General features: G+C 44.7%; 22 protein-coding genes, 2 tRNA genes and 1 pseudogene. 18 read left to right on the top strand and 7 right to left on the bottom strand.

The features are described from left to right. From DFR44_RS09660 to DFR44_RS09730, 15 genes are all read left to right on the top strand, one after another. A partial coding sequence (locus DFR44_RS09660) for an IS3 family transposase (RefSeq protein WP_133621369.1) occupies positions 1-545 on the top strand: 545 nt, incomplete at its 5' end. Between the two features lie 104 nt (positions 546-649). Then, positions 650-1,630, top strand: a complete 981-nt coding sequence (gene pfkA, locus DFR44_RS09665; RefSeq protein ID WP_133621370.1) for a 6-phosphofructokinase — start codon at positions 650-652, stop codon at positions 1,628-1,630. Positions 1,631-1,776: 146 nt separating this feature from the next. Continuing rightward, positions 1,777-2,016, top strand: coding sequence for an acyl carrier protein (gene acpP / locus DFR44_RS09670; protein ID WP_114562897.1), 240 nt, complete (start codon positions 1,777-1,779; stop codon positions 2,014-2,016). A gap of 133 nt (positions 2,017-2,149) precedes the next feature. Further along, complete coding sequence (gene fabF, locus DFR44_RS09675; RefSeq protein WP_133621371.1) at positions 2,150-3,388, top strand: beta-ketoacyl-ACP synthase II; 1,239 nt, start codon at positions 2,150-2,152, stop codon at positions 3,386-3,388. A gap of 142 nt (positions 3,389-3,530) precedes the next feature. Further along, positions 3,531-3,620, top strand: a tRNA-Ser gene (locus DFR44_RS09680). A gap of 23 nt (positions 3,621-3,643) precedes the next feature. Continuing rightward, positions 3,644-3,720, top strand: a tRNA-Met gene (locus DFR44_RS09685). A gap of 198 nt (positions 3,721-3,918) precedes the next feature. Further along, entirely contained in the window at positions 3,919-4,671 is a 753-nt protein-coding gene (gene scpB / locus DFR44_RS09690) for an SMC-Scp complex subunit ScpB (RefSeq protein WP_133621372.1), read from the top strand. A 12-nt stretch (positions 4,672-4,683) separates the two neighbouring features. After that, entirely contained in the window at positions 4,684-6,339 is a 1,656-nt protein-coding gene (locus DFR44_RS09695) for a pseudouridine synthase (RefSeq protein WP_246012100.1), read from the top strand. 206 nt (positions 6,340-6,545) lie between these two features. Then, on the top strand, positions 6,546-7,037 hold the full coding sequence (rimP, locus tag DFR44_RS09700) for a ribosome maturation factor RimP (RefSeq protein ID WP_133621374.1): 492 nt from the start codon (positions 6,546-6,548) through the stop codon (positions 7,035-7,037). Then, positions 7,034-8,518 carry a transcription termination factor NusA gene (gene nusA / locus DFR44_RS09705; protein ID WP_133621375.1) on the top strand — a complete coding sequence of 495 codons (1,485 nt, stop codon included), beginning with the start codon at positions 7,034-7,036 and terminating at the stop codon, positions 8,516-8,518. The genes rimP and nusA overlap by 4 nt, the downstream gene beginning before the upstream one ends. 100 nt (positions 8,519-8,618) lie before the next feature. Then, positions 8,619-11,510 carry a translation initiation factor IF-2 gene (gene infB, locus DFR44_RS09710; RefSeq protein ID WP_133621376.1) on the top strand — a complete coding sequence of 964 codons (2,892 nt, stop codon included), beginning with the start codon at positions 8,619-8,621 and terminating at the stop codon, positions 11,508-11,510. Positions 11,511-11,528: 18 nt separating this feature from the next. Further along, the gene (rbfA, locus tag DFR44_RS09715) at positions 11,529-11,894 is read left to right on the top strand and encodes a 30S ribosome-binding factor RbfA (protein ID WP_133621377.1); all 366 of its coding nucleotides are present in this window, start codon (positions 11,529-11,531) and stop codon (positions 11,892-11,894) included. A 6-nt stretch (positions 11,895-11,900) separates the two neighbouring features. Further along, positions 11,901-12,809: a tRNA pseudouridine(55) synthase TruB gene (truB, locus tag DFR44_RS09720; RefSeq protein WP_133621378.1), complete on the top strand. Its 909-nt coding sequence runs from the start codon at positions 11,901-11,903 to the stop codon at positions 12,807-12,809. A gap of 46 nt (positions 12,810-12,855) precedes the next feature. Next, the gene (typA, locus tag DFR44_RS09725) at positions 12,856-14,682 is read left to right on the top strand and encodes a translational GTPase TypA (RefSeq protein ID WP_133621379.1); all 1,827 of its coding nucleotides are present in this window, start codon (positions 12,856-12,858) and stop codon (positions 14,680-14,682) included. A gap of 207 nt (positions 14,683-14,889) precedes the next feature. Further along, positions 14,890-15,132 carry a cupin domain-containing protein gene (locus DFR44_RS09730; protein WP_133621380.1) on the top strand — a complete coding sequence of 81 codons (243 nt, stop codon included), beginning with the start codon at positions 14,890-14,892 and terminating at the stop codon, positions 15,130-15,132. 72 nt (positions 15,133-15,204) lie between these two features. Here the strand turns inward: DFR44_RS09730 and rsfS are convergent. The 7 genes and pseudogenes from rsfS to DFR44_RS09765 form a co-directional block, all read right to left on the bottom strand. After that, positions 15,205-15,537 (bottom strand): annotated as a pseudogene (rsfS, locus tag DFR44_RS09735) (ribosome silencing factor); the annotation flags it as partial. Positions 15,538-15,682: 145 nt separating this feature from the next. Beyond that, positions 15,683-17,815 (bottom strand): polyribonucleotide nucleotidyltransferase, encoded by a 2,133-nt coding sequence (gene pnp / locus DFR44_RS09740; protein ID WP_211336931.1) that lies wholly within the window; start codon positions 17,813-17,815, stop codon positions 15,683-15,685. Between the two features lie 193 nt (positions 17,816-18,008). Continuing rightward, complete coding sequence (rpsO, locus tag DFR44_RS09745) at positions 18,009-18,269, bottom strand: 30S ribosomal protein S15 (RefSeq protein ID WP_133621382.1); 261 nt, start codon at positions 18,267-18,269, stop codon at positions 18,009-18,011. Positions 18,270-18,370: 101 nt separating this feature from the next. After that, the gene (locus DFR44_RS09750; protein WP_133621383.1) at positions 18,371-19,786 is read right to left on the bottom strand and encodes a glycosyltransferase; all 1,416 of its coding nucleotides are present in this window, start codon (positions 19,784-19,786) and stop codon (positions 18,371-18,373) included. A 129-nt stretch (positions 19,787-19,915) separates the two neighbouring features. Further along, entirely contained in the window at positions 19,916-20,719 is an 804-nt protein-coding gene (locus DFR44_RS09755; RefSeq protein WP_133621384.1) for a hypothetical protein, read from the bottom strand. A 5-nt stretch (positions 20,720-20,724) separates the two neighbouring features. Continuing rightward, entirely contained in the window at positions 20,725-21,885 is a 1,161-nt protein-coding gene (locus tag DFR44_RS09760; RefSeq protein ID WP_133621385.1) for a DegT/DnrJ/EryC1/StrS family aminotransferase, read from the bottom strand. A gap of 581 nt (positions 21,886-22,466) precedes the next feature. After that, positions 22,467-23,045 carry a cob(I)yrinic acid a,c-diamide adenosyltransferase gene (locus tag DFR44_RS09765; protein WP_133621386.1) on the bottom strand — a complete coding sequence of 193 codons (579 nt, stop codon included), beginning with the start codon at positions 23,043-23,045 and terminating at the stop codon, positions 22,467-22,469. 158 nt (positions 23,046-23,203) lie between these two features. Between DFR44_RS09765 and DFR44_RS09770 the strand changes: the two genes are divergently transcribed. The 3 genes from DFR44_RS09770 to DFR44_RS11815 are packed head-to-tail and all read left to right on the top strand — an operon-like array spanning position 23,204 to position 25,920. Then, entirely contained in the window at positions 23,204-24,664 is a 1,461-nt protein-coding gene (locus DFR44_RS09770; RefSeq protein WP_133621387.1) for an FAD-linked oxidase C-terminal domain-containing protein, read from the top strand. A 1-nt stretch (position 24,665) separates the two neighbouring features. Continuing rightward, complete coding sequence (gene glcE / locus DFR44_RS09775) at positions 24,666-25,787, top strand: glycolate oxidase subunit GlcE (protein WP_162845237.1); 1,122 nt, start codon at positions 24,666-24,668, stop codon at positions 25,785-25,787. Then, entirely contained in the window at positions 25,777-25,920 is a 144-nt protein-coding gene (locus DFR44_RS11815; protein ID WP_133621389.1) for a 4Fe-4S dicluster domain-containing protein, read from the top strand. Before glcE ends, DFR44_RS11815 begins: the two co-directional genes overlap by 11 nt. Positions 25,921-25,978 lie beyond the last annotated feature (58 nt).

The raw sequence follows: 25,978 nt of genomic DNA on the forward strand, positions 1-25,978 counted from the left end.
ACCTACCCACAGCGCCTAACTTGCTCAACCAATGCTTTGACGCCGACGCACCGAATACCAAATGGGTGGCTGACATCACGTACATTCGGGTCAAGCAGCAATGGCTGTATTTGGCAGTGGTGGTGGATTTGTACTCACGCAAGGTCATTGGTTGGGCATTTGGTGTGCGCATCAATGCACGTCTGGTCTGTGATGCACTCAAGGCGGCGTTGTTCAAACGGGGCTACCCATCAGGGGTGATTGTGCACACCGACCGTGGCAGCCAATACTGTTCGCAAGCCTATCAGCGATTGATTAAAGCTTATGACTTGAAATGCAGTATGAGCGGGAAAGGTAATTGTTACGACAATGCCGCCTGTGAGAGCTTCTTCCACACGCTCAAGGTCGAACATGTCTATCGCATTGCTTTTGAGTCAATGGAGCACGCCAGACGTGAAATCTTCTGGTTTATTGAAGCCTATTACAACTTCAAACGCAAACATTCAAAATTGGGATACCAAAGCCCTGTAAAATTTGAATCCGCAGCATCTAAAATAGCTGCTTAAAATGTCCGTTGAAATGAGGGCAGATCACTATTGGCTAGCCTTGATGTGATTGAGATTGGCAGTTATGATGCTGGGGTTTACTATTTAGATTATCGTGACTGTTTATGACAACTACTATTCGAAAAATTGGATTATTAACTTCAGGGGGGGACGCGCCAGGCATGAATGCCGCTATTCGTGCCGTTGTGCGAGCGTGCGCTTATCATGGGCTCACCGCCGTTGGTATTGAACAAGGTTATCAAGGGTTAATTGACAACCAAATGTATGAAATGGGCGCAAGGGATGTTAAAAATATCATTCATCGTGGCGGAACCATTCTAAAAACAGTTCGTTGTAAAGGTTTTTATGAGGCGGCGGGGCGCGCTCAAGCATACCAGTATTTCGTTCAAAATCAGCTTGATGCATTGGTGGTGATTGGAGGCGATGGCACTTTCACAGGGGCGATGTTGTTCGCTGAGGAGTTTGGTGTACCTATTGTGGGTTTGCCAGGAACGATTGACAACGACATCTTTGGGACGGACACCACCATTGGTTATGACACAGCACTCAATACTGTTGTCGACGCAATTGATAAAATTCGCGATACCGCAACTTCTCATAATCGTTTGTTCTTCGTCGAAGTGATGGGGCGTGATTCTGGTTTCTTAGCATTAAATGGCGGGATTGGAGCTGGTGCGCAGGATATTTTGATTCCAGAAGAACACTTTGATTTAAATAAACTATTCGCATCGCTTGACCGTGGTTATCAAGCGGGTAAGTCTTCGTCCATCATTGTGGTCGCTGAAGGAGAAGAGGGCGGCGTGTATGAAATTGCCAAACGCGTCCGTGAACACTATCCGAATTATGATTTGCGCGTGACTGTTTTAGGTCATTTGCAGCGAGGAGGCGCGCCAAGCTGCGCTGATAGGGTGCTTGCGAGTCGATTGGGGGTGGCTGCGGTAGAAGGTTTATTGGCTGGTCAATCGGCCGTGATGGCGGGCATGCGCGATGGTCGCATTGTGTTTGTGCCCTTTAGCGATGCTGTCAAAAAAGAACATGTTATTGATAACGAACTAATTAGAATTTCCGATATATTGGCCATATAAAGCTAAGATATTTATCAAATTTAGACAAATAAGTGTACGGTCGTACGCATGATTTAGAAGATAAAACTTGCAATCCGCCCGATAAACCCTGTTACAATAGCGACCATAAATCAAGCACGATTTATTTTTATGAATGGAGATTAAGCATGGAAAACATTGAACAACGCGTCCGCAAAATTGTTGCAGAGCAATTAGGTGTGAATGAAGCTGACATCAAAAACGAGTCATCTTTCACTAACGACTTGGGTGCGGACTCTTTGGACACAGTTGAATTGGTTATGGCATTGGAAGATGAGTTTGAATGCGAAATCCCTGACGAAGACGCAGAAAAAATTACTACAGTTCAACAAGCCATTGATTATGTATCGGCTAACGTCGGTAAATAATTGATTGACAGTTATTTTGTTCTGGCAGAATGAATAAAAACAAAGAGACCTTTCAGGGTCTCTTTGTTTTTTGGTTGTGTATGTTTTAAATTTTAGCTCGAAAAGAAAAAAGCTTTTCGAATGGGGGACGTAAATGAGTAAACGCAGAGTAGTTGTGACTGGGCTGGGAATTGTGTCGCCCGTAGGGAATGACGTGAATACAGTTTGGGCTAATTTATTGGCAGGGCGGTCGGGCATTACTCGAGTGACTAAATTTGATGCGAGCGCACTAAGTTCTCAAATTGCGGGTGAAGTCAAAAACTTTGACCCAGCAGAGTACATTGGTGCTAAAGAGTTGCGCACAATGGATGCGTTTATTCATTATGGACTTGCCGCAGGTATTCAAGCATTTCGAGATTCAGGCATCGTGGTCACAGAAGAAAATGCCGAGCGTATTGGGGTGTCAATTGGTTCGGGCATCGGTGGCTTGCCCATGATTGAAGAAAATTGCGCTAACTTGTTTGATAAAGGTGCACGACGTGTTTCACCTTTCATGATTCCAGGCTCGATTATCAATATGATTTCAGGTCATATGTCGATTATGTACGGACTGAAAGGGCCAAATGTATCAATTGTGACTGCCTGTACAACGGGTACGCACAGCATTGGTGATGCTGCACGTATGATTCAGTATGGAGATGCCGATGTAATGGTTGCAGGTGGTGCTGAAGGAACGGTGTCGGCATTGGCGATGGCTGGCTTTGGTAACATGCGTGCCTTGTCGAGTCGTAATGACGAGCCAGAATTGGCTTCGCGCCCTTGGGATAAAGATCGCGATGGCTTTGTACTGGGCGAAGGTGCGGGTGTATTGGTCCTCGAAGAATACGAACATGCTAAAGCGCGCGGCGCAAAAATCTATGCTGAAGTGGCAGGTTATGGCATGTCCGCCGACGCCAATCACATGACAGCACCTTGTGCCGATGGTGATGGTGCCATGCGCGCCATGCGCAATGCGATGCGTGATGCGGGTGTCAACGCGGATGAGGTTAATTATATCAATGCTCATGGCACATCAACACCTTTGGGTGATGTGGCAGAGACCATTGCAGTCAAACGCGCTTTAGGCGATGCAGCCAGCAAAGTCGTGGTTAACTCAACCAAATCTATGACGGGGCATTTACTTGGTGGTGCAGGTGGCGTTGAGGCTGTGTTTACGATTTTAGCCATTGCCAACCAAAAATCACCGCCAACCATCAATCTGATTAATCCAGGAGAGGGCTGTGATTTAGACTACTGTGCGAACACCGCTCGTGATTTGAAAGTTGATGTGGCCATTAGTAATTCATTTGGCTTTGGTGGCACAAATGGTTCAGTGCTATTCAAAAAAGTCTAAGCTCAACAATCAGTCTTTTATAAAACGGTCGATTCTTTGACCGTTTTTTTGTTTTTCGATTTAATTCTGCGTTATTGCATTAAAAAGCAAAAAATAGCTTGCGTAAAGTTTATTTGCGGATTACAATATCGTTCTTGGTAACGGAAGCGTGGCAGAGCGGTTTAATGCTACAGTCTTGAAAACTGTCGTGGATTTACGTCCACCGTGAGTTCGAATCTCACCGCTTCCGCCAACCATACCTCTTAGTTTTTCTGGCGCGGGGTGGAGCAGCATGGTAGCTCGTCGGGCTCATAACCCGAAGGTCGTAGGTTCAAATCCTGCCCCCGCAACCAATCAGCATGAGCTGATAGTCTCAGAAAGTTGACAGCACAATAAAAAAGTCAGCTTAACCCTATTCTCATATTTCTTAAACATAGTAATTGCCAAGATTTTCTTGGTTTTGTTGTATTCAAGCGGTGCATGCGTTAAATTTAAGCAGGCATCATATCAAGCTCCAAAGTGTTTCAGAGCTGATTTAAACCATTGTACACATGATACTTTCAGAGTTAAAACGCATTATCGAAGCGCTGATTTTATGTCACGATGCCCCGATGTCGCTGGCGCAAATCAGGCAGTCTTTGGATAGCGATTTGAGCAATGAGCAATTACGTGCTTTATTAGACGAAATCGCCCTTGAATGGCAGACGAGAGCTGTTCACTTGGTGCAGGTTGCGACGGGTTGGTGTTTTCAGAGCGCACCTGATTTGATTCCATATTTAGACCGTATGCGTGCAGAAAAGCCAGCATCTTACTCGCGAGCCGTTTTAGAAACGTTGGCGATTATTGCCTATAAGCAGCCTGTGACACGCGGTGATATTGAAGATATACGCGGCGTGACTGTGTCTTCTGAAATCATTAAAAAACTTGAAGATCGTGGCTGGGTTGATGTGGTTGGACATCGCGAAGTCCCTGGTCGACCTGCCTTATTGGCTACGACAAAACAGTTTTTAGATGACTTGGGGCTTCAACATGTCCGTGATTTGCCACCATTGTTGGCTGAACATGAAACCGAAGTCGAGTCCCAGTTGTCTTTAGATGGTATTAAACCGCTGACTGAACGGGCTCAGGTCGGGGTTTTGACAACAGAAGAAGCGCAGGCTGATTCAGGGCAATTGACGTTGGTGCAGCAAGAGCAAATGCATACCGAGTCTGCGACTAGCGATTTAGCCAAAGATATTGATAACGAGAACTATTTAGAAGCATCGCCTTCAAATTCCGAGGCGGAAAATTCCACACCCGAGTAAAGTAGAATGAATATGAGTCAAGATAATGACGATTTAACTAAAGTTTCAGAAGCTGGGGCATCCATTTCACCCAAAAAGAAAAGTACCCTTTTGCGCGGTCCGCATGGTTTGCGTAAGCGTCGGGACTCGCATGAGGATCTGCATGGTTCAAAGCCCACAAAAAAATCTGCCAAGCCTGCTAATTCTCAATCAGCATCCATTCCAGTTCGAGAAAACAACGTGGCTCATACATTATTAGAAGCTGATGATGCTTTGCCTGAACAGTGGGGATGGCAAGATAAGTCAGCGAATAAAGGTTCGCGTGAACGAGTTGGGCAGCGTTTGTTTCGTGCGGGTGTGCGCGCCAAGGGGGGTAAAGAGCGAAAGCCTCAAGCTGCAGAAATGCGCTTAGATGACGATGCTGACTTTGATATGGTTGAAGGCTCTGTTAAGTTGCAAAAAGTTTTAGCTGATGCTGGCGTAGGCTCCCGCCGAGATATGGAAGAATTGATTATTTCTGGGCGTGTATCTGTCAACGGATTACCTGCTCATGTTGGTCAGCGTATTGTTGACGAAGACCAAGTACGTGTAAATGGTAAGTTGTTGCAACGTAAAAGCTTGATTCCAACCGTGCCTCGCATTGTTATTTATCATAAACCTGCGGGTGAAATTGTGAGTCACTCTGATCCTGAGGGTCGTCCAACAGTCTTTGATAAATTGCCATTTACCCGCAAAGGCAAGTGGTTGGCAGTGGGACGTTTGGATTTTAATACTGAAGGCTTATTGATTTTGACGACTTCGGGTGACATTGCCAATCGCATGATGCACCCACGTTACGAAAATGAACGTGAGTATGCGGTACGTGTTTTAGGTGAGGTCACACGAGAACACATCGATATTTTAAAAAAAGGTGTGCAGTTGGAAGATGGTTTGGCTAAATTTTCAGTGGTTGACTCACTGGGAGGCGACGGGGCTAATCGTTGGCTGAGGGTTGTCATTGGTGAAGGTCGCAATCGAGAAGTTCGCCGCATGTTTGAAGCACTTGGTTTAACAGTAAGCCGTTTAATTCGTGTGCGTTTTGGCCCTGTGATTTTGCCAAGTTTGCTCAAACGAGGACGTTTTGAAGAATGGCAGCGACCACAGGTGGTTCAATTGATGCGTGAGTTGGGCTTAAATGCGCAGGTTGATACTGCTGTTAAACATTCACGCGGTGGTCGTGGATATGGCGGTCAAAGTGGACAAGATAACCGACGAGATGTTCAAATTGTGCCCGAAAATGCGCATTTAATGAGTGCATTTGGTGTGGCAGTGGTTAACGAAACGGGATTAACGGGCCGTGGTCGTCAAGCTCAGTCAGCGGGGGGCGCGCGTGGTCGAACGCATAATATGCGCGGTCATGCTTCTGAGGCTCATGCAAAAGATGCGACCCGTTCGACTCAGCCGCGCGGACCTAAAAATACACGCCATGTTGCTATGGACAGCAACTCGCGCTCAACGGGGGCGCGTTCAACGCAAGCACCGCGTCGTCATGCAGACTCGACTCAGGCCGCAGAGGTTCAAAGGTCAGGTCATGCATCTAGGACTGCACGTCAAGGTGGGCGTCAAGGTGTCGGAACAGCTGCTGGGCGTAGTGGTTTATATGGTAATCGGCGGAAAAAATCGACTGGAACTCGTGGTGATGGAGAATAAGCATCAATTTTTGATGTTTTCGCTGTCGAATCTTATTAAAGTTGTTTTAAAATGACAAAAAAAACCGTATAATGTTGGATGATTTAATAGGTTAATGTCTTTTCGGCCACAAGCAAACGCAGTTTCACGCGTAGCTCGATTAGACAGTTCAAAAATGGGCGCCACGAGTGGAGCCCATTTTTTATGGTTTTTTTAAAAAATAGTGTATGACTTTAGAACAATTAATTACCCAAACGCTTGCAGGTTTGAATTATGAGCTGGTTGATTTTGAACGCGCAGCCAATGGATTGATGCGAGTGTTTATCGATCATGTCGATTATGAGAACGCAGATAAGCCCATCATGATTGATGATTGTGAGATGGCGAGCCGTCAGCTGACATATGTGTTTGAAGTGGAAAATATCAACTATGAGCGTCTTGAAGTCTCATCACCTGGTATGGATAGACCGCTCAAAAAATTATTAGATTATGCGCGTTTTGCAGGCTTAGATGCCAATGTGAAATTAAAACTGCCTATTAATGGACGTAAAAATTTCACGGGTAAGCTGCAAGGTGTAAATGAATCAGCAGATGAGTCTGCACAATTGGGATTGCTGTTTGAGCACGAGGGGCTTGAGCAGGTTTTAGAATTTGGATTAGCGGATGTGGACAAAGCACGATTGGTGCCTGTTTATAATTTTAAAGGGAAGCAAAAATGAACCGTGAAGTATTAATGTTGGTCGATGTTTTGGCGCGTGAAAAAAACGTTGATGTGGACGTCGTATTTGGTGCATTGGAAGCCGCATTGGCTTCAGCAGCCAAACGTCGTTATAGTGAAGATGGCGTTGATTTACGTGTGCAAATTGATCGCGATACGGGTAGCTACGAGACTTTCCGCCGCTGGGAAGTGGTGCCAAACGAAGCGGGGCTGCAAGAAGCTGAACGTGAAATTTTGTTGTTTGAAGCACAAGAAGACATGCCTGATATCCAAGTGGGCGAATTTGTTGAAGAAGAGGTTGAGTCGGTTGAGATTGGTCGCATTGGCGCACAAACGGCCAAACAAGTGATTCTACAACGCATTCGTGATGCAGAACGTGACCAACTCTTACAAGACTTTCTCGCTCGTGGTGAAAAAGTTATGATGGGTACGGTCAAACGTGTTGATAAAGTTCAAGCCATCATTGAATCGGGCAAAGTAGAAGCTGTTTTGCTGCGTGAAAATATGTTGCCTCGTGAAAACTTCCGTGCGGGAGACCGAGTACGCGCCTATATGGCCGAAGTTGATCAAACCGCACGTGGTGCGCGTCAGATACAATTGTCACGTACCGCACCAGAGTTCTTGATGGAATTGTTCCGCCAAGAGGTTCCAGAAATCGCTCAAGGAACTTTAGAGCTTAAGGGGGCTGCTCGCGATCCAGGTGTGCGTGCAAAAATAGCAGTGCACGCGGTGGATGAGCGCGTTGACCCTGTTGGCACATGTGTTGGCGTACGTGGCTCACGCGTGACTGCCGTGAGAAATGAAATCGGCGGAGAAGCCGTTGACATCGTGATTTGGGATGAACAGCCTGCGCAATTTGTCATGAATGCTTTGTCACCAGCGGTGGTTAGCTCGATTGTCGTTGATGAAGACTCTAAGTCGATGGAAGTTGTGGTTGATGATGAAAACTTAGCCATTGCAATTGGTCGTTCAGGTCAAAATGTTCGATTGGCTAGCCAATTGACTGGATGGCAAATTAACTTGATGACTCAAGCCGAATCGGCAGAAAAGCATGAAAAAGAAAGCGCGGCGTTAGTGAATTTATTCACATCGAAATTAGATGTGGATGAAGAAGTCGCTATGATTTTGATTGAAGAAGGCTTTACCAGCTTGGAAGAAGTGGCTTATGTTCCCGTGGCTGAAATGTTGGAAATAGAAGCCTTTGATGAAGATTTGGTCGAAGAGTTGCGCAGCCGTGCGCGCGCAGCGATTTTGACCGATGCGATTGTGCAAGAAGAAAAAGCCGACACAGTACAAGACCTGCTAGGTTTAGATGGCATGACCACAGCTTTGGCTGCGCAACTGGCGGATCATCAAATTGTGACTCGTGATGACTTGGCAGATTTAGCTGTTGATGAGTTGATGGAAATGAGTTCTTTGAATGAAGAGCAAGCCAAAAGTTTGATTATGAAAGCCCGTGAGCATTGGTTCACGGAGAACTAATATTAAACTCTCATCTCAAGTGGAAATATACTTAAAACTTGAAAGAGCTTGGTCAATCTAGCAAGGCTTTTTCAAAAGCAAATAGAATCGAAGGTAAAATATGATAAAAATGACGGTAGACTTGTTCGCGCAAGAGCTCAAAATGCCAGTGGATGTGCTATTGGAGCAATTGCGTGGTGCAGGCGTCGAAAAATCATCGGGTGCAGATGAACTGACGGAGTCAGATAAATCTGCTTTACTCACGTCTTTGCGTCGCTCGCATGGCGCAACTGAAGAAGGTAAGAAGAAAATCACCTTGACCCGAAAATCAACCAGTGAAATTCGTCAGGCTGATGCAACGGGTAAAACCCGTACGGTACAGGTTGAAGTCCGCAAAAAACGCACTTTTGTGGCTCGTGATGAAGTGGCGCCTGCAGAAGTCCCTGTTGAGAAAAATATTGTTCAACCAGCAGTAACCCCAACGGTTGAAGTTGAATCGACTCAAATTTTAAATGATGCTGAAATTCAAAAACGTGAAGCTGAATTTGCGCGTGCACAAGAATTATTGGCGCGCCAAGAGGCGGATGCAAAGGCGCGTGCTGAGCGACAAGCTAAAATTGATGCTGTGCCGACGAAGCCTGTAGTTGAAGAGGTTAAGGCGCAACAAGCGGTACAACAAGCACCCGCAGAGCCTAAAAAAGCCAAACAGCAGACAGCCGCACCTGTAGAGAAAAAACAAACCAAAGAGCAAATTCGTGCTGCAAAAGAGTTGGAAGCAGCTAAAGCTGATGCCGAACAAGCACGGGCCAGCTTGGAACTTGCGCGCGCTCAGCGCGCTGAACAATCGAATTCTTTGGATGCGGAGCGTGAACGTCGCCGCCGTGCAGCAGAACAAGAAGCGGCTAACATCAAACAAATGATGTCGCAACCTGCTAAAACGTTGGTCGCTAAGCCAATTGAAGGCACTTTACATAAACCTAATAAACCTGAAGTGGCCGCTAAGAAACCGACAGCTGTGGCGACAATGGAAACAACGGCTTCATTGCGTGAAGAAGCCAAAAAAGGCGGCAAAGGCGTTTCTGGTAAAAGCGCGGGTGATGGTGCGCGAGGTCGAGGCGGTATGAAAACCCGAGGTGCTGTGATTGAAGACCGAGGACGTCGCGGAGGTGGTAAAAAGAATCGTCATCAAGCCGAACACAACGATGAAGTGGGTAGTTTTAATGCGCCTACAGAACCTGTTGTTAAAGAAGTTCATGTTCCAGAAACCATTTCTGTCGCCGATTTGGCGCACAAAATGGCAATTAAAGCTTCTGAAATCATTAAAGTTTTAATGAAATTAGGACAAATGGTCACCATCAACCAAGTACTTGACCAAGATACGGCCATGATTGTGGTTGAAGAACTCGGTCATAAAGCATTTGCCGCCAAGTTGGATGACCCCGATGCATTCCTTGAGGATGAAGCGACTGAACATCACGGTGCAGAAGCCTTACCTCGTGCGCCTGTGGTTACCGTTATGGGTCACGTTGACCACGGTAAAACGTCATTGCTCGATGCCATTCGCCGCGCGCGCGTGGCTCATGGTGAAGCGGGTGGTATCACTCAACACATTGGTGCGTATCATGTCGAAACACCTCGCGGTATGGTGACTTTCTTAGATACCCCAGGTCACGAGGCGTTTACCGCCATGCGTGCTCGTGGTGCTAAGGCCACCGATATTGTTATTTTGGTGGTAGCCGCTGATGACGGCGTCATGCCACAAACAAAAGAAGCGATTGCACATGCGAAAGCAGCAGGCGTGCCTTTAGTGGTTGCCGTGAATAAAATTGACAAGCCTGAAGCCAATTCAGAGCGTGTGAAAACAGAGCTTGTGACTGAAGGTGTGATTCCAGAGGAATACGGTGGGGATTCTCCATTCGTTGAAGTGTCAGCTAAAAAAGGCACGGGTCTGGACGAATTGCTGGAGCAAGTTTTGTTGCAAGCTGAGGTTTTGGAATTAAAAGCCCCTGTTGATGCCCCCGCAAAAGGTTTAGTGATTGAAGCGCGCTTGGATAAAGGTCGCGGTTCAGTGGCGACCATTTTGATTCAAAGCGGTACTTTGCGCAAAGGTGATGTTCTACTTGCGGGTACAACGTATGGTCGCGTCCGTGCCATGTTGGATGAAGATGGAAAAGCAATTAATGAAGCAGGGCCTTCAATTCCTGTCGAAATTCAAGGTTTGTCGGACGTCCCCGCGGCAGGTGAAGAGGTTATGGTACTTGCAGATGAGCGTAAAGCACGCGAAATTGCAAACTTCCGCCAAGGTAAATACCGTGAAGTGAAATTGGCACGTCAACAAGCGGCTAAACTTGAAAATATGTTTGAAGTCATGACGGGCGAAGGTGGCTCAACCGCTGAAGTACAAAACTTGACGTTGTTGATTAAAGCTGACGTTCAAGGTTCACAAGAAGCCTTGGTTCAATCGTTACAAAAATTATCGACCGACGAAATTAAAATTCAAGTTGTGCACGGTGGTGTTGGTGGTATTTCTGAATCAGACATTAACTTGGCCATCGCTTCTGGTGCCGTCATCATTGGCTTCAACACCCGTGCCGATGCGCAAGCACGCAAGTTGGCTGAATCAAATGGCGTGGATATTCGTTACTACAATGTGATTTACGATGCTGTTGACGAAGTCAAAGCGGCGATGACGGGTATGTTAAGTCCAGAGAAAAAAGAAGAAATGCTGGGTCTGGTTGAAATTCGTCAAGTGATTAAAGCGACTAAGATTGGTACGATTGCGGGTTGTATGGTGCTCGAAGGCACAGTTAAACGTGGGGCAATGGTACGTGTATTGCGCAATAACGTTGTCGTTCATACAGGCGAACTCGAGTCATTGAAACGCTTTAAAGACGATGTGAAAGAAGTTAAAGAAGGTTTTGAGTGTGGCTTGTCGATTAAAAACTTCACTGAAATTGAAGAGGGCGATCAACTCGAAGTCTTTGAAATTAAAGAAGTGGCGCGTACGCTGTAATATATTTTAGGATAAATAATGGCAAAGAAACCCGCCACAGATCGCACGGTACGCATTTCTGAGCAAATCAAAAAAGACGTGTCAATTTTGATTCAGCGCGAAATGCGTGATCCGCGCATTGGTTTAGTGACTATACAAGAAGTGCAGTTAACGCCTGACTACGCGCATGCCAAATTGTTTTTTACAGTTTTGGGCGCAGATGCGCCCACGACAGAGAAAGTATTAAACGAATCGGCAGGATTTTTACGAAATCATTTGTTTAAAATGTTACGTATACACACCGTACCCAGTTTGCATTTTGTGTTTGACAGCAGTTTAGAAAAGGCAATTGAGTTATCCAGTTTGATCGACCAAGCCAATTCAACACCGCCAGTGCAAGATTAATTGAACATGACGGAAAAGATTAAAAAGGTTCGTACAGCGATTGATGGTGTGTTGCTTTTGTACAAGCCCTTGGGTATTTCCAGTACACAAGCATTGGGGCGAGCGAAATGGTTGCTCGGTGCACTGAAGGCTGGGCACACAGGAACATTAGATCCTTTAGCAGATGGTTTATTGCCGTTGTGTTTTGGTCATGCAACTAAATTGGCTCATGACTTATTGGATGCAGATAAAACCTATGAAGCACGCGTGGTTTTGGGGCAATCGACAACGACGGGTGATGCTGAGGGCGAAGTTGTTTTCAGTTCGGATACAGTGGTGACACGCGCACAATGGGATGCCACTGTAATGCAGTTCGTGGGTGATATTTTGCAAATCCCGCCCATGTATTCTGCCTTAAAAAAAGACGGTAAACCTTTGTATGAGTACGCTCGCGCAGGTGTGGAGCTTGAACGTGAAGCGAGGGCTGTCCGCATTTTAAAACTTGAAACCATATCTTTTGATTATCCAAATGTGGTTATGAGTGTGACATGCAGCAAAGGGACTTACATTCGGACGTTGGCTCAGGATATGGGAGAAGCGTTGGGCGTAGGGGCGCATTTAAGTGGACTACGCCGTACAGCCGTTGGAGATTTACAACTGGCGGATGCTTTGACCTTAGAGCAGCTTGAAACGATGACTGAAGCGGGGCGGATAACATCGCTATTGCCTTTGGATGCTTTGTTGCAAAGTTTGCCAGAGGTGCGTTTAGATGATGTACAGGCTGCTCGTTTTGTGCAAGGTCAACGTTTAAAAATTAGTCTTGTAGATACAGACTCAATCCGTGTGTATCGGCGAGACCAGCTCATTGGTGTGGCCAGCATTTCTGGACACACGTTGTCACCCACCAAGGTTTTAATGACGGCATTGCCGTCGTAAAGGTAGTAAGTAGTTTAATTAGAATGTTTAACTTGAAAGAAGATTTATGACACAGCAACGCGCATTGCGCAACGTCGCGATTATCGCTCACGTTGACCACGGTAAAACCACGTTGGTTGACCAATTATTACGCCAATCAGGTACCTTTCGCGACAATGAAAAAGTTGATGAGCGCGTGATGGACTCTAACGACATTGAAAAGGAACGTGGCATTACGATTCTTTCAAAAAACTGTGCGGTTGAATACAACGATACGCATATCAACATTGTTGACACCCCTGGTCACGCCGATTTTGGTGGTGAAGTTGAGCGTGTTTTATCGATGGTGGATGGCGTATTGCTGCTGGTGGATGCGGTCGAAGGGCCAATGCCTCAAACGCGCTTTGTGACTCGTAAAGCCTTGGCTTTGGGTCTAAAACCGATTGTTGTGATTAATAAAATTGATCGTCCAGGGTCACGCCCTGATTGGGTGATTAACGAAACATTTGAATTGTTCGATAAACTGGGTGCAACAGATGAGCAATTGGACTTTCCAGTGGTTTATGCGTCTGCTTTAAATGGCTATGCATCTTTAAACGATGCTGACCGCGAAGGCAATATGAATCCTTTGTTTGATGCCATCATCAAGCATGTACCCACACGAGAAGCCGATGCCAATGCACCATTGCAGATGCAAGTGACATCGTTAGACTACTCAACTTATGTTGGTAAAATCGCCATTGGCCGTGTGGCCCGTGGTCGAGTTAAAGCAGGTCAAGACGTGATTTTTATGGATGGCCCAGAAGGTGCGCCGCGTAAAGGTCGCATTAATCAAGTGCAAAAATTCAAAGGCTTAGAGCGTTTGACGGTCGATGAGGCAGAAGCAGGCGATATCGTTTTGATTAATGGAATTGAAGATTTGAACATTGGCACTACGTTGTGCGCCGTAGATACGCCCGATGCCTTACCCATGTTGACTGTTGACGAACCGACCTTGACGATGAATTTTTGCGTCAACACATCGCCCCTCGCAGGTCGTGAGGGTAAATTTGTGACCAGTCGTCAGCTACGTGACCGTTTGGAAAAAGAATTGAAATCAAACGTAGCTCTGCGCGTCAAACAAACTGATGATGATACTGTTTTTGAAGTTTCAGGTCGCGGTGAGTTGCATTTGACCATTTTGCTTGAAAATATGCGCCGCGAAGGTTATGAGTTGGGCGTATCGCGCCCGCGTGTGGTGTTCCGTGAAATCAATGGTGAACGCCATGAGCCGTATGAAATGTTGACGGTCGATGTGGAAGAAAACAACCAAGGTGCGGTCATGGAAGAACTTGGTCGTCGTCGCGGTGACCTGCAAGACATGCAGCCCGATGGTAAAGGTCGTGTTCGCCTTGAATATCGAGTTCCTGCGCGAGGCTTGATTGGCTTCCAAGGCGAGTTCATGACATTGACCCGTGGTACGGGTTTAATGAGCCATGTGTTTGATGCGTATGAACCTGTTGATGTTAAAGCAGAAATGCCAGGTCGTCGTAACGGTGTCTTGATTTCACAAGATGATGGGGCTGCTGTTGCTTATGCGTTGTGGAAACTGCAAGACCGCGGACGCATGTTTGTTAGCCACAACGACCCCGTGTATGAGGGGATGATTATTGGTATCCACTCACGGGACAATGATTTAGTTGTTAATCCGATTAAAGGTAAACAGTTGACCAACGTTCGTGCCTCTGGCACAGATGAGGCTGTGCGACTTGTGCCACCCATTCAAATGTCTTTGGAATATGCTGTTGAATTTATTGAAGACGATGAATTGGTTGAGATTACCCCTAAATCCATTCGTTTACGCAAGCGCCATCTGAAAGAGCATGAACGCAAACGTGCTTCGCGAGAAGAGTAAACCAGAGTTTTGAGTGGCTTTGACCACAATTGATGTATCTTAATTATCGCGGCTTGCCGCGATAATTTTATTTTGGATTATGGTTGTATAAAGCCATTATGAATAAAAGGAGAACACATGAATAGTATTCGTATTGCCTCTGAAATATCTAAACTTAACTAAGCTTGGACACCTCATGTTCTGGCTCAATTTGATGGGCACGACATCATGGTAACTTTGGGTGAAAAAACTTATCCTTGGCATACGCATGTAGATTTTGATGACATATTTCTAGTGATTCAAGGGCAATTGACCATTGAAATGCGTACCGAGGCGGGTGGCATTGAGCGTGTGTCCTTAGGCTCTGGAGATTTATTTGTCGTGCCGCGTGGAGTTGAGCATCGTCCTGTCACCGACGGTTCTGCGTATTTTTTATTGATAGAACCAACAGTGCAAGGACGCATTGACTAACTATTATTACAATTTCTCAGTCTTTGTTTATTGAGCTTGTGCTGTGAGCACACAAGTTTAGTTGCGACCATCCCACAGTTCTTCTAAGTTGTAGTAGGCGCGAATCGGTGCTTGCATAAGATGCACAATGATGTCTGCGCAATCCACTAAAACCCATTCGCCCGTATCTTCGCCTTCTGTTGCGAGAATTTCACCGCCATTTTCTTTGACTTTTTCATGTACATTTTTTGCGAGAGCGCGGGTTTGCCGATTGCTGCTGCCCGTTGCAATAATAACGCGATCAAATTCGCCCGACAGCTTCTCCGTGTTGAGAATGGTAATGTCTTGTGCTTTGACATCTTCTAGGGCATCAATGATGACGGCTTGAAGTTTCTCGATGTCTAAAGAGTTGTGTTTTCTTGTCATGATGTGTTTCCAATCAATAGATGCATTATGGCGATTTGCCATAACCCAATTTTTTTAAGTGAATGCATTTGAATCAAAAACCCAGTACGTCGTACTGGGTTTAGCGGATTTTTTAGCGCGGTAAACTATAACCGTGCTAATGGAATCAGCCTTGTTGCTCAGGTGCTGGGGCTGCAGCGGCTTGCGGTTTTTCGATGAGGGCTTTCATCGAAAGTTTGACGCGACCGCGATCATCCATTTCAGTCGCTTTAACACGAATGTGTTGACCTTCTTTCAAAAAGTCGCTTACAGCGTTGACGCGCTCATGTGCGATTTGAGAAATGTGTAACAAACCATCTTTACCTGGGAAGCATTGCACAATCGCACCGAAGTCTAATATTTTCAATACAACGCCATCGTAAATTTGACCCACTTCGATTTCTGCGGTTAATTCAGTGATGCGGCGTTGGGCTTCGGCAGCTTTTTCAGCGTCATTTGAAGCAATTGTAATGGTACCGTCTTCTTGAATATCAATCGTCGTACCTGTTTCTTCAGTTAATTGACGGATTGTTGCGCCACCTTTGCCAATGACATCACGGATTTTATCTGCGTTGATTTTCATTGTGTATAGGCGTGGTGCATATGACGACATCTCAGTGCGAGCGCCGCTGATAGACGCTTCCATTTGGCTTAAAATATGCATACGACCTTCACGGGCTTGTGCTAAGGCAACTTGCATGATTTCTTTTGTGATGCCTTGGATTTTGATGTCCATTTGCAATGCAGTTAAACCAATCGCTGTACCTGCAACTTTAAAGTCCATGTCGCCCAAGTGATCTTCATCACCCAAGATGTCGGTCAAAACTGCAAATTTTCCGCCATCTTTAATCAAGCCCATGGCGATACCCGCAACGTGAGCTTTCATCGGTACGCCCGCATCCATCAATGATAAACAGCCGCCGCAGACCGAAGCCATTGAAGATGAGCCATTTGATTCGGTGATTTCTGATACGACACGGATGGTGTATGGGAAGTCTTCGTGGTTAGGCAAGCAAGCAGCCAAAGCGCGCTTGGCCAATCGGCCATGGCCAATTTCACGGCGTTTCGGTGAGCCGACACGACCTGTTTCGCCTGTTGCTGCTGGGAACATGTTGTAGTGCAACATGAAATGGTCACGGCTATTGCCTTCAAGTGCATCGACGATTTGTTCATCGGTTTTTGTACCCAATGTGGCCACGACTAAGGCTTGTGTTTCGCCGCGAGTGAATAAAGCCGAACCGTGTGTGCGTGGCAGCACGCCCAAGCTGATTTCAATAGGGCGAACTGTGCGAGTGTCGCGACCATCAATACGTGGCTGTCCGCTTAAAATTTGAGAGCGGACGACATTCGATTCTAAATCAAACAACATATTGCCCACATCTACAGAGTCAAACTCAACGCCAGCTTCGGTTAAAGCCGCGATGACGTTATTCGACACTTCGCGAAGGGCGTTGGTGCGAGCTTGCTTTTCGCGAATTTGGTAGGCGGCAGCGATAGGGGCAACAGCCAGCTCAGACACTTTGGCAATTAAGGCTTCATTTTTCGCGGGTGCAACCCAGTTCCATTCTGGTTTGCCACCATCGCGCACGAGTTCATAAATCGCATCAATCGCAGCTTGCATTTGTTCATGACCGTAAACCACGGCACCAAGCATAACTTCTTCTGACAACTGTTGAGCTTCAGATTCAACCATCAATACTGCGGCTTCGGTACCAGCTACGACCAAATCCATACGTGATTTTTCGAGTTGGCTATAGGTGGGGTTGAGGATGTATTCGCCATCGATGTAACCAACGCGTGCTGCACCAACGGGGCCAGCAAATGGGATGCCAGAAACTGCTAAGGCCGCTGAGGCGGCGAGGAGGGCTGGGATATCTGCGTTGATTTCAGGATTTGAAGACAAAACTTGAACGACCACTTGAACTTCGTTGTAAAAGCCTTCAGGGAATAAAGGACGCAACGGGCGGTCAATCAAACGACTTGTCAATGTTTCCTTTTCTGATGGGCGACCTTCACGGCGGAAAAAACCACCTGGAATACGGCCCGCTGCATAGACTTTTTCGATGTAATCAACAGTTAATGGGAAGAAATCTTGGCCTGCTTTGGCTTGCTCTTTCGCTACAACAGTGGCTAAAACAACAGTTTCGTCCATGCTCAAAACCACAGCACCAGAGGCTTGGCGAGAGATTTGGCCTGTTTCCATAGTGACGGTATGTTGACCGTATTGGAATGTTTTTGTGACTTTGTTAAACATTGTCATGATGAGTCCTTTAGTTTTATGGAGTTGACGTCATTTCGACATGCTATTCCAGTAAGTTTCAAACGAGTTTTTAAAACTTATTGGAATAACACCTGTCTAATAATGACGTTTGCCTAATGAGTAAAAATAATCTTAAAAAAAAGCAAAATGCCTGCATCAAAATAGACACAGGCATTTATAACAACGCTGCAAATTACTTACGCAAGCTTAAGCGTTCAATCAAAGAACGATAAGCATCTGCATCTTTGCGCTTGAGGTAGTCTAACAATTTACGACGACGGCTAACCATTTTTAACAAACCACGACGTGAGTGATGGTCTTTGTGGTGTGCTTTGAAGTGTTCAGTTAAATCGTTGATGCGAGCCGTTAAAATGGCTACTTGAACTTCAGGAGAACCTGTGTCGCCAGGCGCGCGTTGGTATTGTGCAACGATGTCAGTCTTTACAATAGACATAATGTGTTTCCTTTGAAAATTAACTTGCGAACGCGATGGTCTTGCATCACGCCGTGTGCTCAAAATTGAGCAACTGGCATTATAACAGAAATTTTAACCGTTCAATCGAATCTTTTAATCCGAACCTTTGTTGGGGGCTGGATGATTCTTTGATGCAACATATCGCAAATATAATTGTGGTGTGGGTAAATGGTTGTTTGACTTGAAGCAGAGGGCGCAGTTTTTTTATTTGATTGTGAAATAAGCGACGAGAATTGTTCTTGTAGTTCGGCCAAACTGGAGAACTTATGCAGAAGCGTCGTGTCCAAACGATAGGCGTTTGCGATTTCATCAATTAGCATCGAGTCATAAACCCAGACATTTTTTTTCATAGCCAGCCCTTTGACCCAAGGGTAGCCAAAACCCTCGTAAATCGACGGATAAATGATGGATTCTGAGTATTGATACAGGGCGTCAACAATTTCATCGCTTGTGACACTGGATTCAAATACGTGTAAGTTGTTGTAAGTGTCGTAGTCATTGGGTTTGCCAAGTGCTACAAATTGAGTGTTGGGGAAGGTGTTGCACAAAAATTTGAGCGCGGGTTTTAGTAATTTATGTGGGAAAAAATTGCCGACGACAAAATGAAATTTTGGATAGGGCTTGAGTTCTGGAGGGGGGGGAAGCCGCTCTGGTAGTGTAACGGGTAAATAACCTGTGGAGAGCAGTGTGGAGGCTTCTGGGTACAGTGCTTCGACTTGTTTGGTTGAATAATCGCTGCACATCATAAACTCATCTAAAAAAGGAAAGACATTGCCTAAGTTATTCAAGGATGACAACTTAATATCCGTCGCAATAATATCGAAGAAATAAAGGTAGCTAAATACAGAGCGATGAAGAAATTTTGGTAAGTCTGCAATGAGTGTTGACGTGAACAATATACTGTGAAAATAGCGATTGTCTTCAACAGAGTCGACCACTTCACAAAGCGAGCTGTAACCGAGCTCTTGGGCGGCCTGTTTATTCATTAAAAGGACGGGCTTTAACTTCGATTTGGAAAGTTGACCTATGATTTCGGGGATATACGCGCGTCTTGCCTCTTCTGTGCCATTTTTACTTTTCGAAGACATGTCGGTGTTCACGATCAGTACTTGATTGCTTAATAATTGATCGCGCGTTTTTAAATAACAAGAGACGTCGATGATGCCCACTTGATGGGCGGTTGTATGTGCTTTTTTGAGTTTTGTTGGTGAGTGTTCGAATAATGATGCGGGAATGATGATGTTATAAATCCGCAATCCGAAGGAAATGGTTGTATTGAAAATGCCTTGTACGTATGAAAAATCATTGTGGATGCTATCGTCAAAAAGATTTAAGTGCTTGTAGACACGAGACACAGCAATAAAAGACAACGTTCCCCAGTTCACATTAAAACTAAGTGGGTTGGAAAGTAAAGTGTCCAAAATGTCAAAAGAAACAAAGCCAACACGTTCGATTTCGGGGATTTGTGATAATTGTTGTTGACCCCATTCCCACATGATTTGTTTTTTTATTTGGGCTTGTTGGTCATTGAGCCCCAAAAAAAATACACTTTGGTTGCAATAAAGGTCGAATGTGCCCCATTGGCCGAGGTGTATGTGTGTCTGTTTCATGGCGATAGATAAGTTTTAACTGTGATGCAAGACAATAAAGTTAGTATCAATTGCAATTTTAGAGTAGTGATGATGTTGAAAGTTTTCACAAACCACGGCTGTGTCACAATCGGCAAAATACTGTTCTGCAGTTGGTTGTCCAGTTTGGGGCTGTGTGTGCGCAAAGTTTAAGTTTTGGACACGTGCATTTTTCCAGCCAAATGTAATGCCTGCCTTAAATGGCTCGGCGTTGTAAACACAAAAACAATTAAAGGTGCTCCAAACCATTTGGTAATAATCTTTTTTCACAATAACTTTCTCCTCCCAAAAAGAGTTAGGAGAAAAACGAGTGGCCCATTGGTCATAAATGGTGACCAATAATGCTGGCGTCGTGTTTAAAGCCTCCAGCGCCAGTGGAGTTATAACAGAAATTCCAGATAAAATGTCGTAATCAGTACTATTTTGTATGCAATTTATTGCTTGTTTTATGTCATAAGAAACCCCCATTTCGATGAAAAGTATCTTGTCCATAAAAGCGTAATGGGGGGAACCATAAATACATTTGTTGCGGGCGTTGGCCAAGTTTATGACGCGTTGCTTGTCAATGACCGAGCCAAAAAAATCAGTGTTGATGTTTTCTGATTGAACAGTGACATCATTAAAAAAGCTAAAATCCAGCTCAGCCAGTAGCTGCTTACTATTATCTGTTGAGTCGTTTTCATAAACTGATAAAAAATACTCATTTTCAATGTCATGGGCAACCAATTGTTGCAACTGTTGATACCAAAGTAACAACATGTCTGCGCGATTACGCATGATTGTGCAGATTAAAATTTTCATGTGAATTAAACCAAGCTGTTGAGGTATTGAACAAAGGTCAAAATTTGTTTTTTTGTGATTTGTGGGTGCAAACCAATATAAAAGCCGTACTGATGAATAAGTTCAGCGATTGGGTAATCTTTGTAATCACCAAAATCTTTTAGTGCCGTTTGTCGCAGTAGGTTTCCTGAAATTATCGGGCGCATTTCGATGTGATTGCGTTGGCAATACGCCATGATGTGTTCTTTTAGACCATCGACTGTTGAAATAATTGGCAAACAGAACATGACGTTTTTTCGTTCTTTAAATTCTTTGGGCAGAATATAGTGTTCACTGAGGTTATCTTTGAAAATTTCATACAGTTTTAAACGTTGTTGCGTATAAAAGTTGATGCGTGCAAAATCGAGAATGCCTACTTTCGCATGTAAATCTGTATTTCTAAAATTATTGCCCAGATGATAAAAACTAAAGCGGTCATCAACCAAAGGGTTTCGGTATTTGTTCTGTTCTTCAGCGGGCAATGTACGAAACATGCCGTGATTTCTGCTCATCGTGAAATACTCTTGCTCCGCTTTATCATTGGTAAATACAAATCCGCCTTCAACACTTTGGAGCAAGTGCCCAAAATATGTACTGGTGGTTGATGTAAAGTAGCTGCTGATATTTTTGTCGTTGTACGTTGAGAAGTGAGCTTCACAGTTGTCCATCATCACCCTCACGTTGTATTTTTCTTCAATATTTTTTAAGCGAGCGATATTGGGCGTGCGACCAAGCAGAGCTGTTACAAAAATCAAGGCCACTTCGTGGTGATGTTCAGCTAAATAAGCCTCCAAAAGATCCAAATCCATTGCAAAATCATCGAGTGAAATGTCGATAAATTTGGGTGTAAAGCCTAAACGAATAAATGGAGAAACAGAGGTAATCCAAGTCACTGAAGGAAAAATGACCGTCTTTTTTTCAGGTGTAGCGATGCAATCTTGTGTATACATCGCCAACAATGTATTGGCTGTTGAACCGTTGCTCACAAAAATAGAATGTTGACTGCCAATGTATTCAGTCATCAGGGCCTCAAATTTTTTGACTTGAGTGCTCATTGTCCACATATGATGCGGGTTTAAAAAGAAAGTTGAAAGTTTGAGTCGATCTAACCAAGTAAAATTGGAATCATTGAGTTTCCACTCGCTCATGCTACGTTTCTCCTGCTGGTTAATTCGCGACTGTTACTAATAGAAAAATAGAAAACTGGCTTGCTATTTAAAAGGCTTCTGTCTACTTGTTAATTTGTCTTTTTGAATTGGTAACTCTACTTTTTTGATTTGGTAATTCTACTATGATTTTTTTCGAGTTAGTAATTCTACTTTTTTTGGTTTAGCAATTCTACTCTGATTTTTCAGATAATGATTAAGTTTTTTAAAATTTGTATCTTTTTACAACATTGGTATTGTTTTTTTATAAATAATTAATCTTATTTTGACTTTTAGATTGTGATTAAATCTTGAAAGATTTGTATCTTTTTACAATATTGGTGTTGTTTTTTATGAAAATTAATTCTACTCTGATTTTCAGGCGGTGATTGAATTTTGCAAGATTCATATTTTTTCACAATATAGTGCTGTTTTTTATGAGTCAGTCACTCTACTTTTTTGATTTAGTAATTTTACTATGATTTTTTTCGAGTCAGTCACTCTACTTTTTTATTTAGTAAATCTACTTTGATTTTCAAATGATGATTGAATTTTGTGGGAATTGTTTTTTCACAATATGGGTGTTATTCATTTAAATTGCCGCGCCAGTGTGTTTCGGGATGTTGTGCGTATTGATTAAGCACACGCGCCATGATAAAAAAAACATCAGAGCATCTATTTAAGTAACGCACTAATAAGTCGTTAACGGCTTCAACTTGGGCGAGGTCAACCATACTGCGTTCGGCACGTCGAGCAACGCTGCGACAGACATGGGCTTGGCTCGCTCCAATCGTACCGCTGGGTAAAATAAATTCTTTAAGGGCTGGGAGGTTGGCGGTTTCTTTGGCGCTCCATGTTTCGAGCATGTCTAAAGCTTTTGAGTTTAGAAAGCTCATTCCTGGAACAGCGAGTTCGGAGCCAATTTCAAATAAATGATGCTGTATGTCGGTTAAAAAGTGGTCTAATTCATTTATTTTGCTGTCATTGTCTGTATTTTCGTCGATGCGCAAATGGCTTCGCAAGAGTCCGATGTGAGAGTTTAGTTCGTCAACATCGCCCATCGTCATAAAGCGAGGACTTGATTTGAGATGGCGAGTTCCATCGGCAAGAGCTGTTGTGCCATTGTCGCCTGTGCGCGTAATGATTTGATCAATTCGGTTCATGTGAGTGCTTTAATTATTGGGTTAGGGGCTTGTTTCAGATGAAGTTTTTAAAAAATATCATGAGTTTAAATGGGATTTAGCTTAAGTTATACTTAACTAATTGTTAAATAATTAATTCTGTTTAAATTCTACTTAAACAATACACGCAAGAGGGTAGCATGAAAAAACGTTTGGCTTCTTTGCTTCAAAAGCTGGGTTCCAGTATTCCAAGAGCTAATATTTTGAGCCATGATACACACATGCGACCGTACGAGTCGGATGGATTGACTTTACTCAAGCAAATTCCATTATGTGTTATTTTGCCTGAAAATGAGGAGCAGGTTCAAAGCGTTTTGCGAGCCTGTTATTCGCTTCATATTTCTGTGGTGACGCGTGGGGCTGGTACGGGCTTGTCAGGAGGGGCGACGCCGACCCAAGAGGCCGTGTTGTTGGTTATGACCAAATTTAACCGAATTCTAGATGTAGAAGCTTCAAATGGCGTGGCGTGTGTACAGGCGGGCGTGCGCAACTTGGCAATTTCAGAGGCGGCTGCACCATACGGTTTGTATTATGCGCCTGATCCGTCATCGCAGGTGGCGTGTTCAATTGGCGGAAATGTGGCCGAGAATGCGGGTGGCGTTCACTGTTTGAAGTATGGCTTGACCGTCCATAATGTGTTAAAAGTCCGTGTGGTACTGATGAATGGTGAAATCGTTGAGTTAGGTGGTTTGGCTCCTGATGCCATTGGGTTGGATTTGTTGCCCGCATTTATTGGTTCAGAGGGAATGCTCGGGGTAGTGACAACGGTGTGGGTGAAACTTGTGCCAAAACCACGTCATGCCGCGGTGATTTTGGCCTCTTTTCCTACGGTACAAAGCGCGGCGGATGCTGTGGCAAATATTATTGCACAAGGATTGATTCCAGCAGGTTTGGAGATGATGGATGCAGCCACAACTGCAGCAGTCGAATCGTATTTACGTATTGGCTATGATTTGGAGGCGGCTGCTTTGTTGTTGTGTGAGTCTGATGGTGAGCCTGATGTGGTTGCGCAGGAGATTGAGGCCATGAGCTCGGTTTTGCGGGCATCTGGCGCCAGTCGTTTACAGGTGTCTAAAAATGAATCCGAACGTTTGAAATTTTGGGCGGGGCGTAAAGCCGCCTTTCCTGCCGCCGCACGCTTAATGCCTGACTATTATTGTATGGACGGTACAATCCCACGAAAAAACTTAGCACAGATGCTGCAAGCAATTGCCGATATGGAGCATGAGTTTGATTTGAAATGCTTAAATGTGTTTCATGCAGGGGATGGTAATTTGCATCCACTCATTATGTTTGATGGTCAATCCGAGGATTCGGTTCAGCGTGCGGAGCGGTTTGGAGCGAAAATTTTAGAGGCGTGTATTGCCTTAGGCGGCACGATTACAGGTGAGCACGGTGTGGGTTTAGAAAAAATTAATCACATGTGCATGCAGTTTTCGGATGCTGAGCGTCAAGCCATGTGGTCGCTTAAGTCGGCTTTTGACCCTTTGCGATTGCTCAATCCAGAAAAAGCCATTCCAACGTTACATCGATGCGCTGAGTTTGGCAAGATGCACGTTCATCATGGCGAAATGCCTTTCCCAGACTTACCGAGGTTTTAAAATGGAACGTATTTTACAGCGTTGGCAACAACAAATCGAAGCGGCTCATGCGAACCAAGAACCCTTGCGCATTCGAGGTGCGGGCACGAAGGATTTTTTTGGACATCTTGAAGGCGAATTGCTCGAGACCACCGATTTAAAAGGCATCATTGATTACGAACCCACAGAATTGGTTGTGACTGTTAGAGCAGGTACACCGTGGTCGGACTTAGAGCAAGCGTTAAAAGAAAAAAATCAATATTTGCCTTTTGAGCCGCCTTTTGTAAGTAAGGGCGCTACGGTCGGCGGGGTGATTAATGCAGGCTGGGCAGGGGCTGCTCGTTTATATGTCGGTGGCATATGGGACTACGTGTTGGGCGCGCAGTTATTTAATTTTAAAGGTGATTTATTGACGTTCGGTGGAAACGTCATGAAAAACGTCGCGGGCTATGATGTGTCTCGTCTTTTAGTTGGCAGCATGGGTGGGCTCGGCGTGATGACGCAAGTGTCTTTAAAGGTTTTACCTCAACCTGTCATGAGTTGCACGGTTCAGCTAAATTGTGACTTTTCTACTGCACAACAATTGTGTCGTCAGTTTTTAGTTAAACCCATTGTCGTTGTTGGAACAGCATGGTTCGATGGGGTGTTAACTGTGAGATTGGCAGGGGTAAAGCCCGCGATAGCCGCAGGCTTACGTATGCTAGACGAATGGGCAAAAACATTGACCAGTGAACCGTGGTGTGAGTTAGAGGATGAACTTGCTTTTTGGACCGATTTAAATGAGCAAACTCATCCATACTTTAGTCAGCCACCCAGTGATAAGCATGCATTATGGCGTGCCGTGTTGCCAACAGCAGTCAATGGTTTGGATGTCCACGCCGACGCAGGTCTGGGCATGTGGGGAGGGGCTTTACGCTGGCTATGGGCTTTGCCAGAGGAGAATTTAATTTCGCGTTTTCAAGTGGCGGGTGGGCACGCGATTATTTATCGGCGTGCGCTTAATATGCAGGATGATGTCATGGTTCATACGGACGTTGAGCCTAATCTTCGAGCTTTACAGCTGGCTGTGAAGTCGCAATTTGACCCGCAACACATTTTTAATCGTCATCGACTGGGCTTAGGTGAGGCGAAGCATGTATCTTAATTTAATTGATAGCTTGAAGAAAAACGATGAGGCCTTGGAGACTCAAGCGCTCATCCAAGATTGCGTACATTGTGGCATGTGCTTGGGCAGTTGCCCGGTAATCATCCCAAAAAATAAAAGCGAATCAAAGTAGAAAAAAGTCCTTAAACTCACAAGAAAAGGAATACTACGATGAAAGCCAAGAAATACAG

The organism is Hydromonas duriensis, assembly GCF_004363775.1.
GTDB classification, from domain to species: Bacteria; Pseudomonadota; Gammaproteobacteria; order Burkholderiales; family Burkholderiaceae; genus Hydromonas; species Hydromonas duriensis.

Coding starts and splice junctions, on each gene's coding strand:
- pnp (WP_211336931.1), bottom strand. CDS start 17,815: ATGACAATGTTTAACAAAGTCACAAAAACATTCCAATACGGTCAACAT.
- acpP (WP_114562897.1), top strand. CDS start 1,777: ATGGAAAACATTGAACAACGCGTCCGCAAAATTGTTGCAGAGCAATTA.
- rpsO (WP_133621382.1), bottom strand. CDS start 18,269: ATGTCTATTGTAAAGACTGACATCGTTGCACAATACCAACGCGCGCCT.
- typA (WP_133621379.1), top strand. CDS start 12,856: ATGACACAGCAACGCGCATTGCGCAACGTCGCGATTATCGCTCACGTT.
- fabF (WP_133621371.1), top strand. CDS start 2,150: ATGAGTAAACGCAGAGTAGTTGTGACTGGGCTGGGAATTGTGTCGCCC.
- rbfA (WP_133621377.1), top strand. CDS start 11,529: ATGGCAAAGAAACCCGCCACAGATCGCACGGTACGCATTTCTGAGCAA.
- truB (WP_133621378.1), top strand. CDS start 11,901: ATGACGGAAAAGATTAAAAAGGTTCGTACAGCGATTGATGGTGTGTTG.
- DFR44_RS09765 (WP_133621386.1), bottom strand. CDS start 23,045: ATGAACCGAATTGATCAAATCATTACGCGCACAGGCGACAATGGCACA.
- infB (WP_133621376.1), top strand. CDS start 8,619: ATGATAAAAATGACGGTAGACTTGTTCGCGCAAGAGCTCAAAATGCCA.
- DFR44_RS11815 (WP_133621389.1), top strand. CDS start 25,777: ATGTATCTTAATTTAATTGATAGCTTGAAGAAAAACGATGAGGCCTTG.
- DFR44_RS09750 (WP_133621383.1), bottom strand. CDS start 19,786: ATGTGGGAATGGGGTCAACAACAATTATCACAAATCCCCGAAATCGAA.
- nusA (WP_133621375.1), top strand. CDS start 7,034: ATGAACCGTGAAGTATTAATGTTGGTCGATGTTTTGGCGCGTGAAAAA.
- DFR44_RS09770 (WP_133621387.1), top strand. CDS start 23,204: ATGAAAAAACGTTTGGCTTCTTTGCTTCAAAAGCTGGGTTCCAGTATT.
- DFR44_RS09760 (WP_133621385.1), bottom strand. CDS start 21,885: ATGAGCGAGTGGAAACTCAATGATTCCAATTTTACTTGGTTAGATCGA.
- DFR44_RS09755 (WP_133621384.1), bottom strand. CDS start 20,719: ATGAAAATTTTAATCTGCACAATCATGCGTAATCGCGCAGACATGTTG.
- scpB (WP_133621372.1), top strand. CDS start 3,919: ATGATACTTTCAGAGTTAAAACGCATTATCGAAGCGCTGATTTTATGT.
- DFR44_RS09730 (WP_133621380.1), top strand. CDS start 14,890: ATGGTAACTTTGGGTGAAAAAACTTATCCTTGGCATACGCATGTAGAT.
- rimP (WP_133621374.1), top strand. CDS start 6,546: ATGACTTTAGAACAATTAATTACCCAAACGCTTGCAGGTTTGAATTAT.
- pfkA (WP_133621370.1), top strand. CDS start 650: ATGACAACTACTATTCGAAAAATTGGATTATTAACTTCAGGGGGGGAC.
- DFR44_RS09695 (WP_246012100.1), top strand. CDS start 4,684: ATGAGTCAAGATAATGACGATTTAACTAAAGTTTCAGAAGCTGGGGCA.
- glcE (WP_162845237.1), top strand. CDS start 24,666: ATGGAACGTATTTTACAGCGTTGGCAACAACAAATCGAAGCGGCTCAT.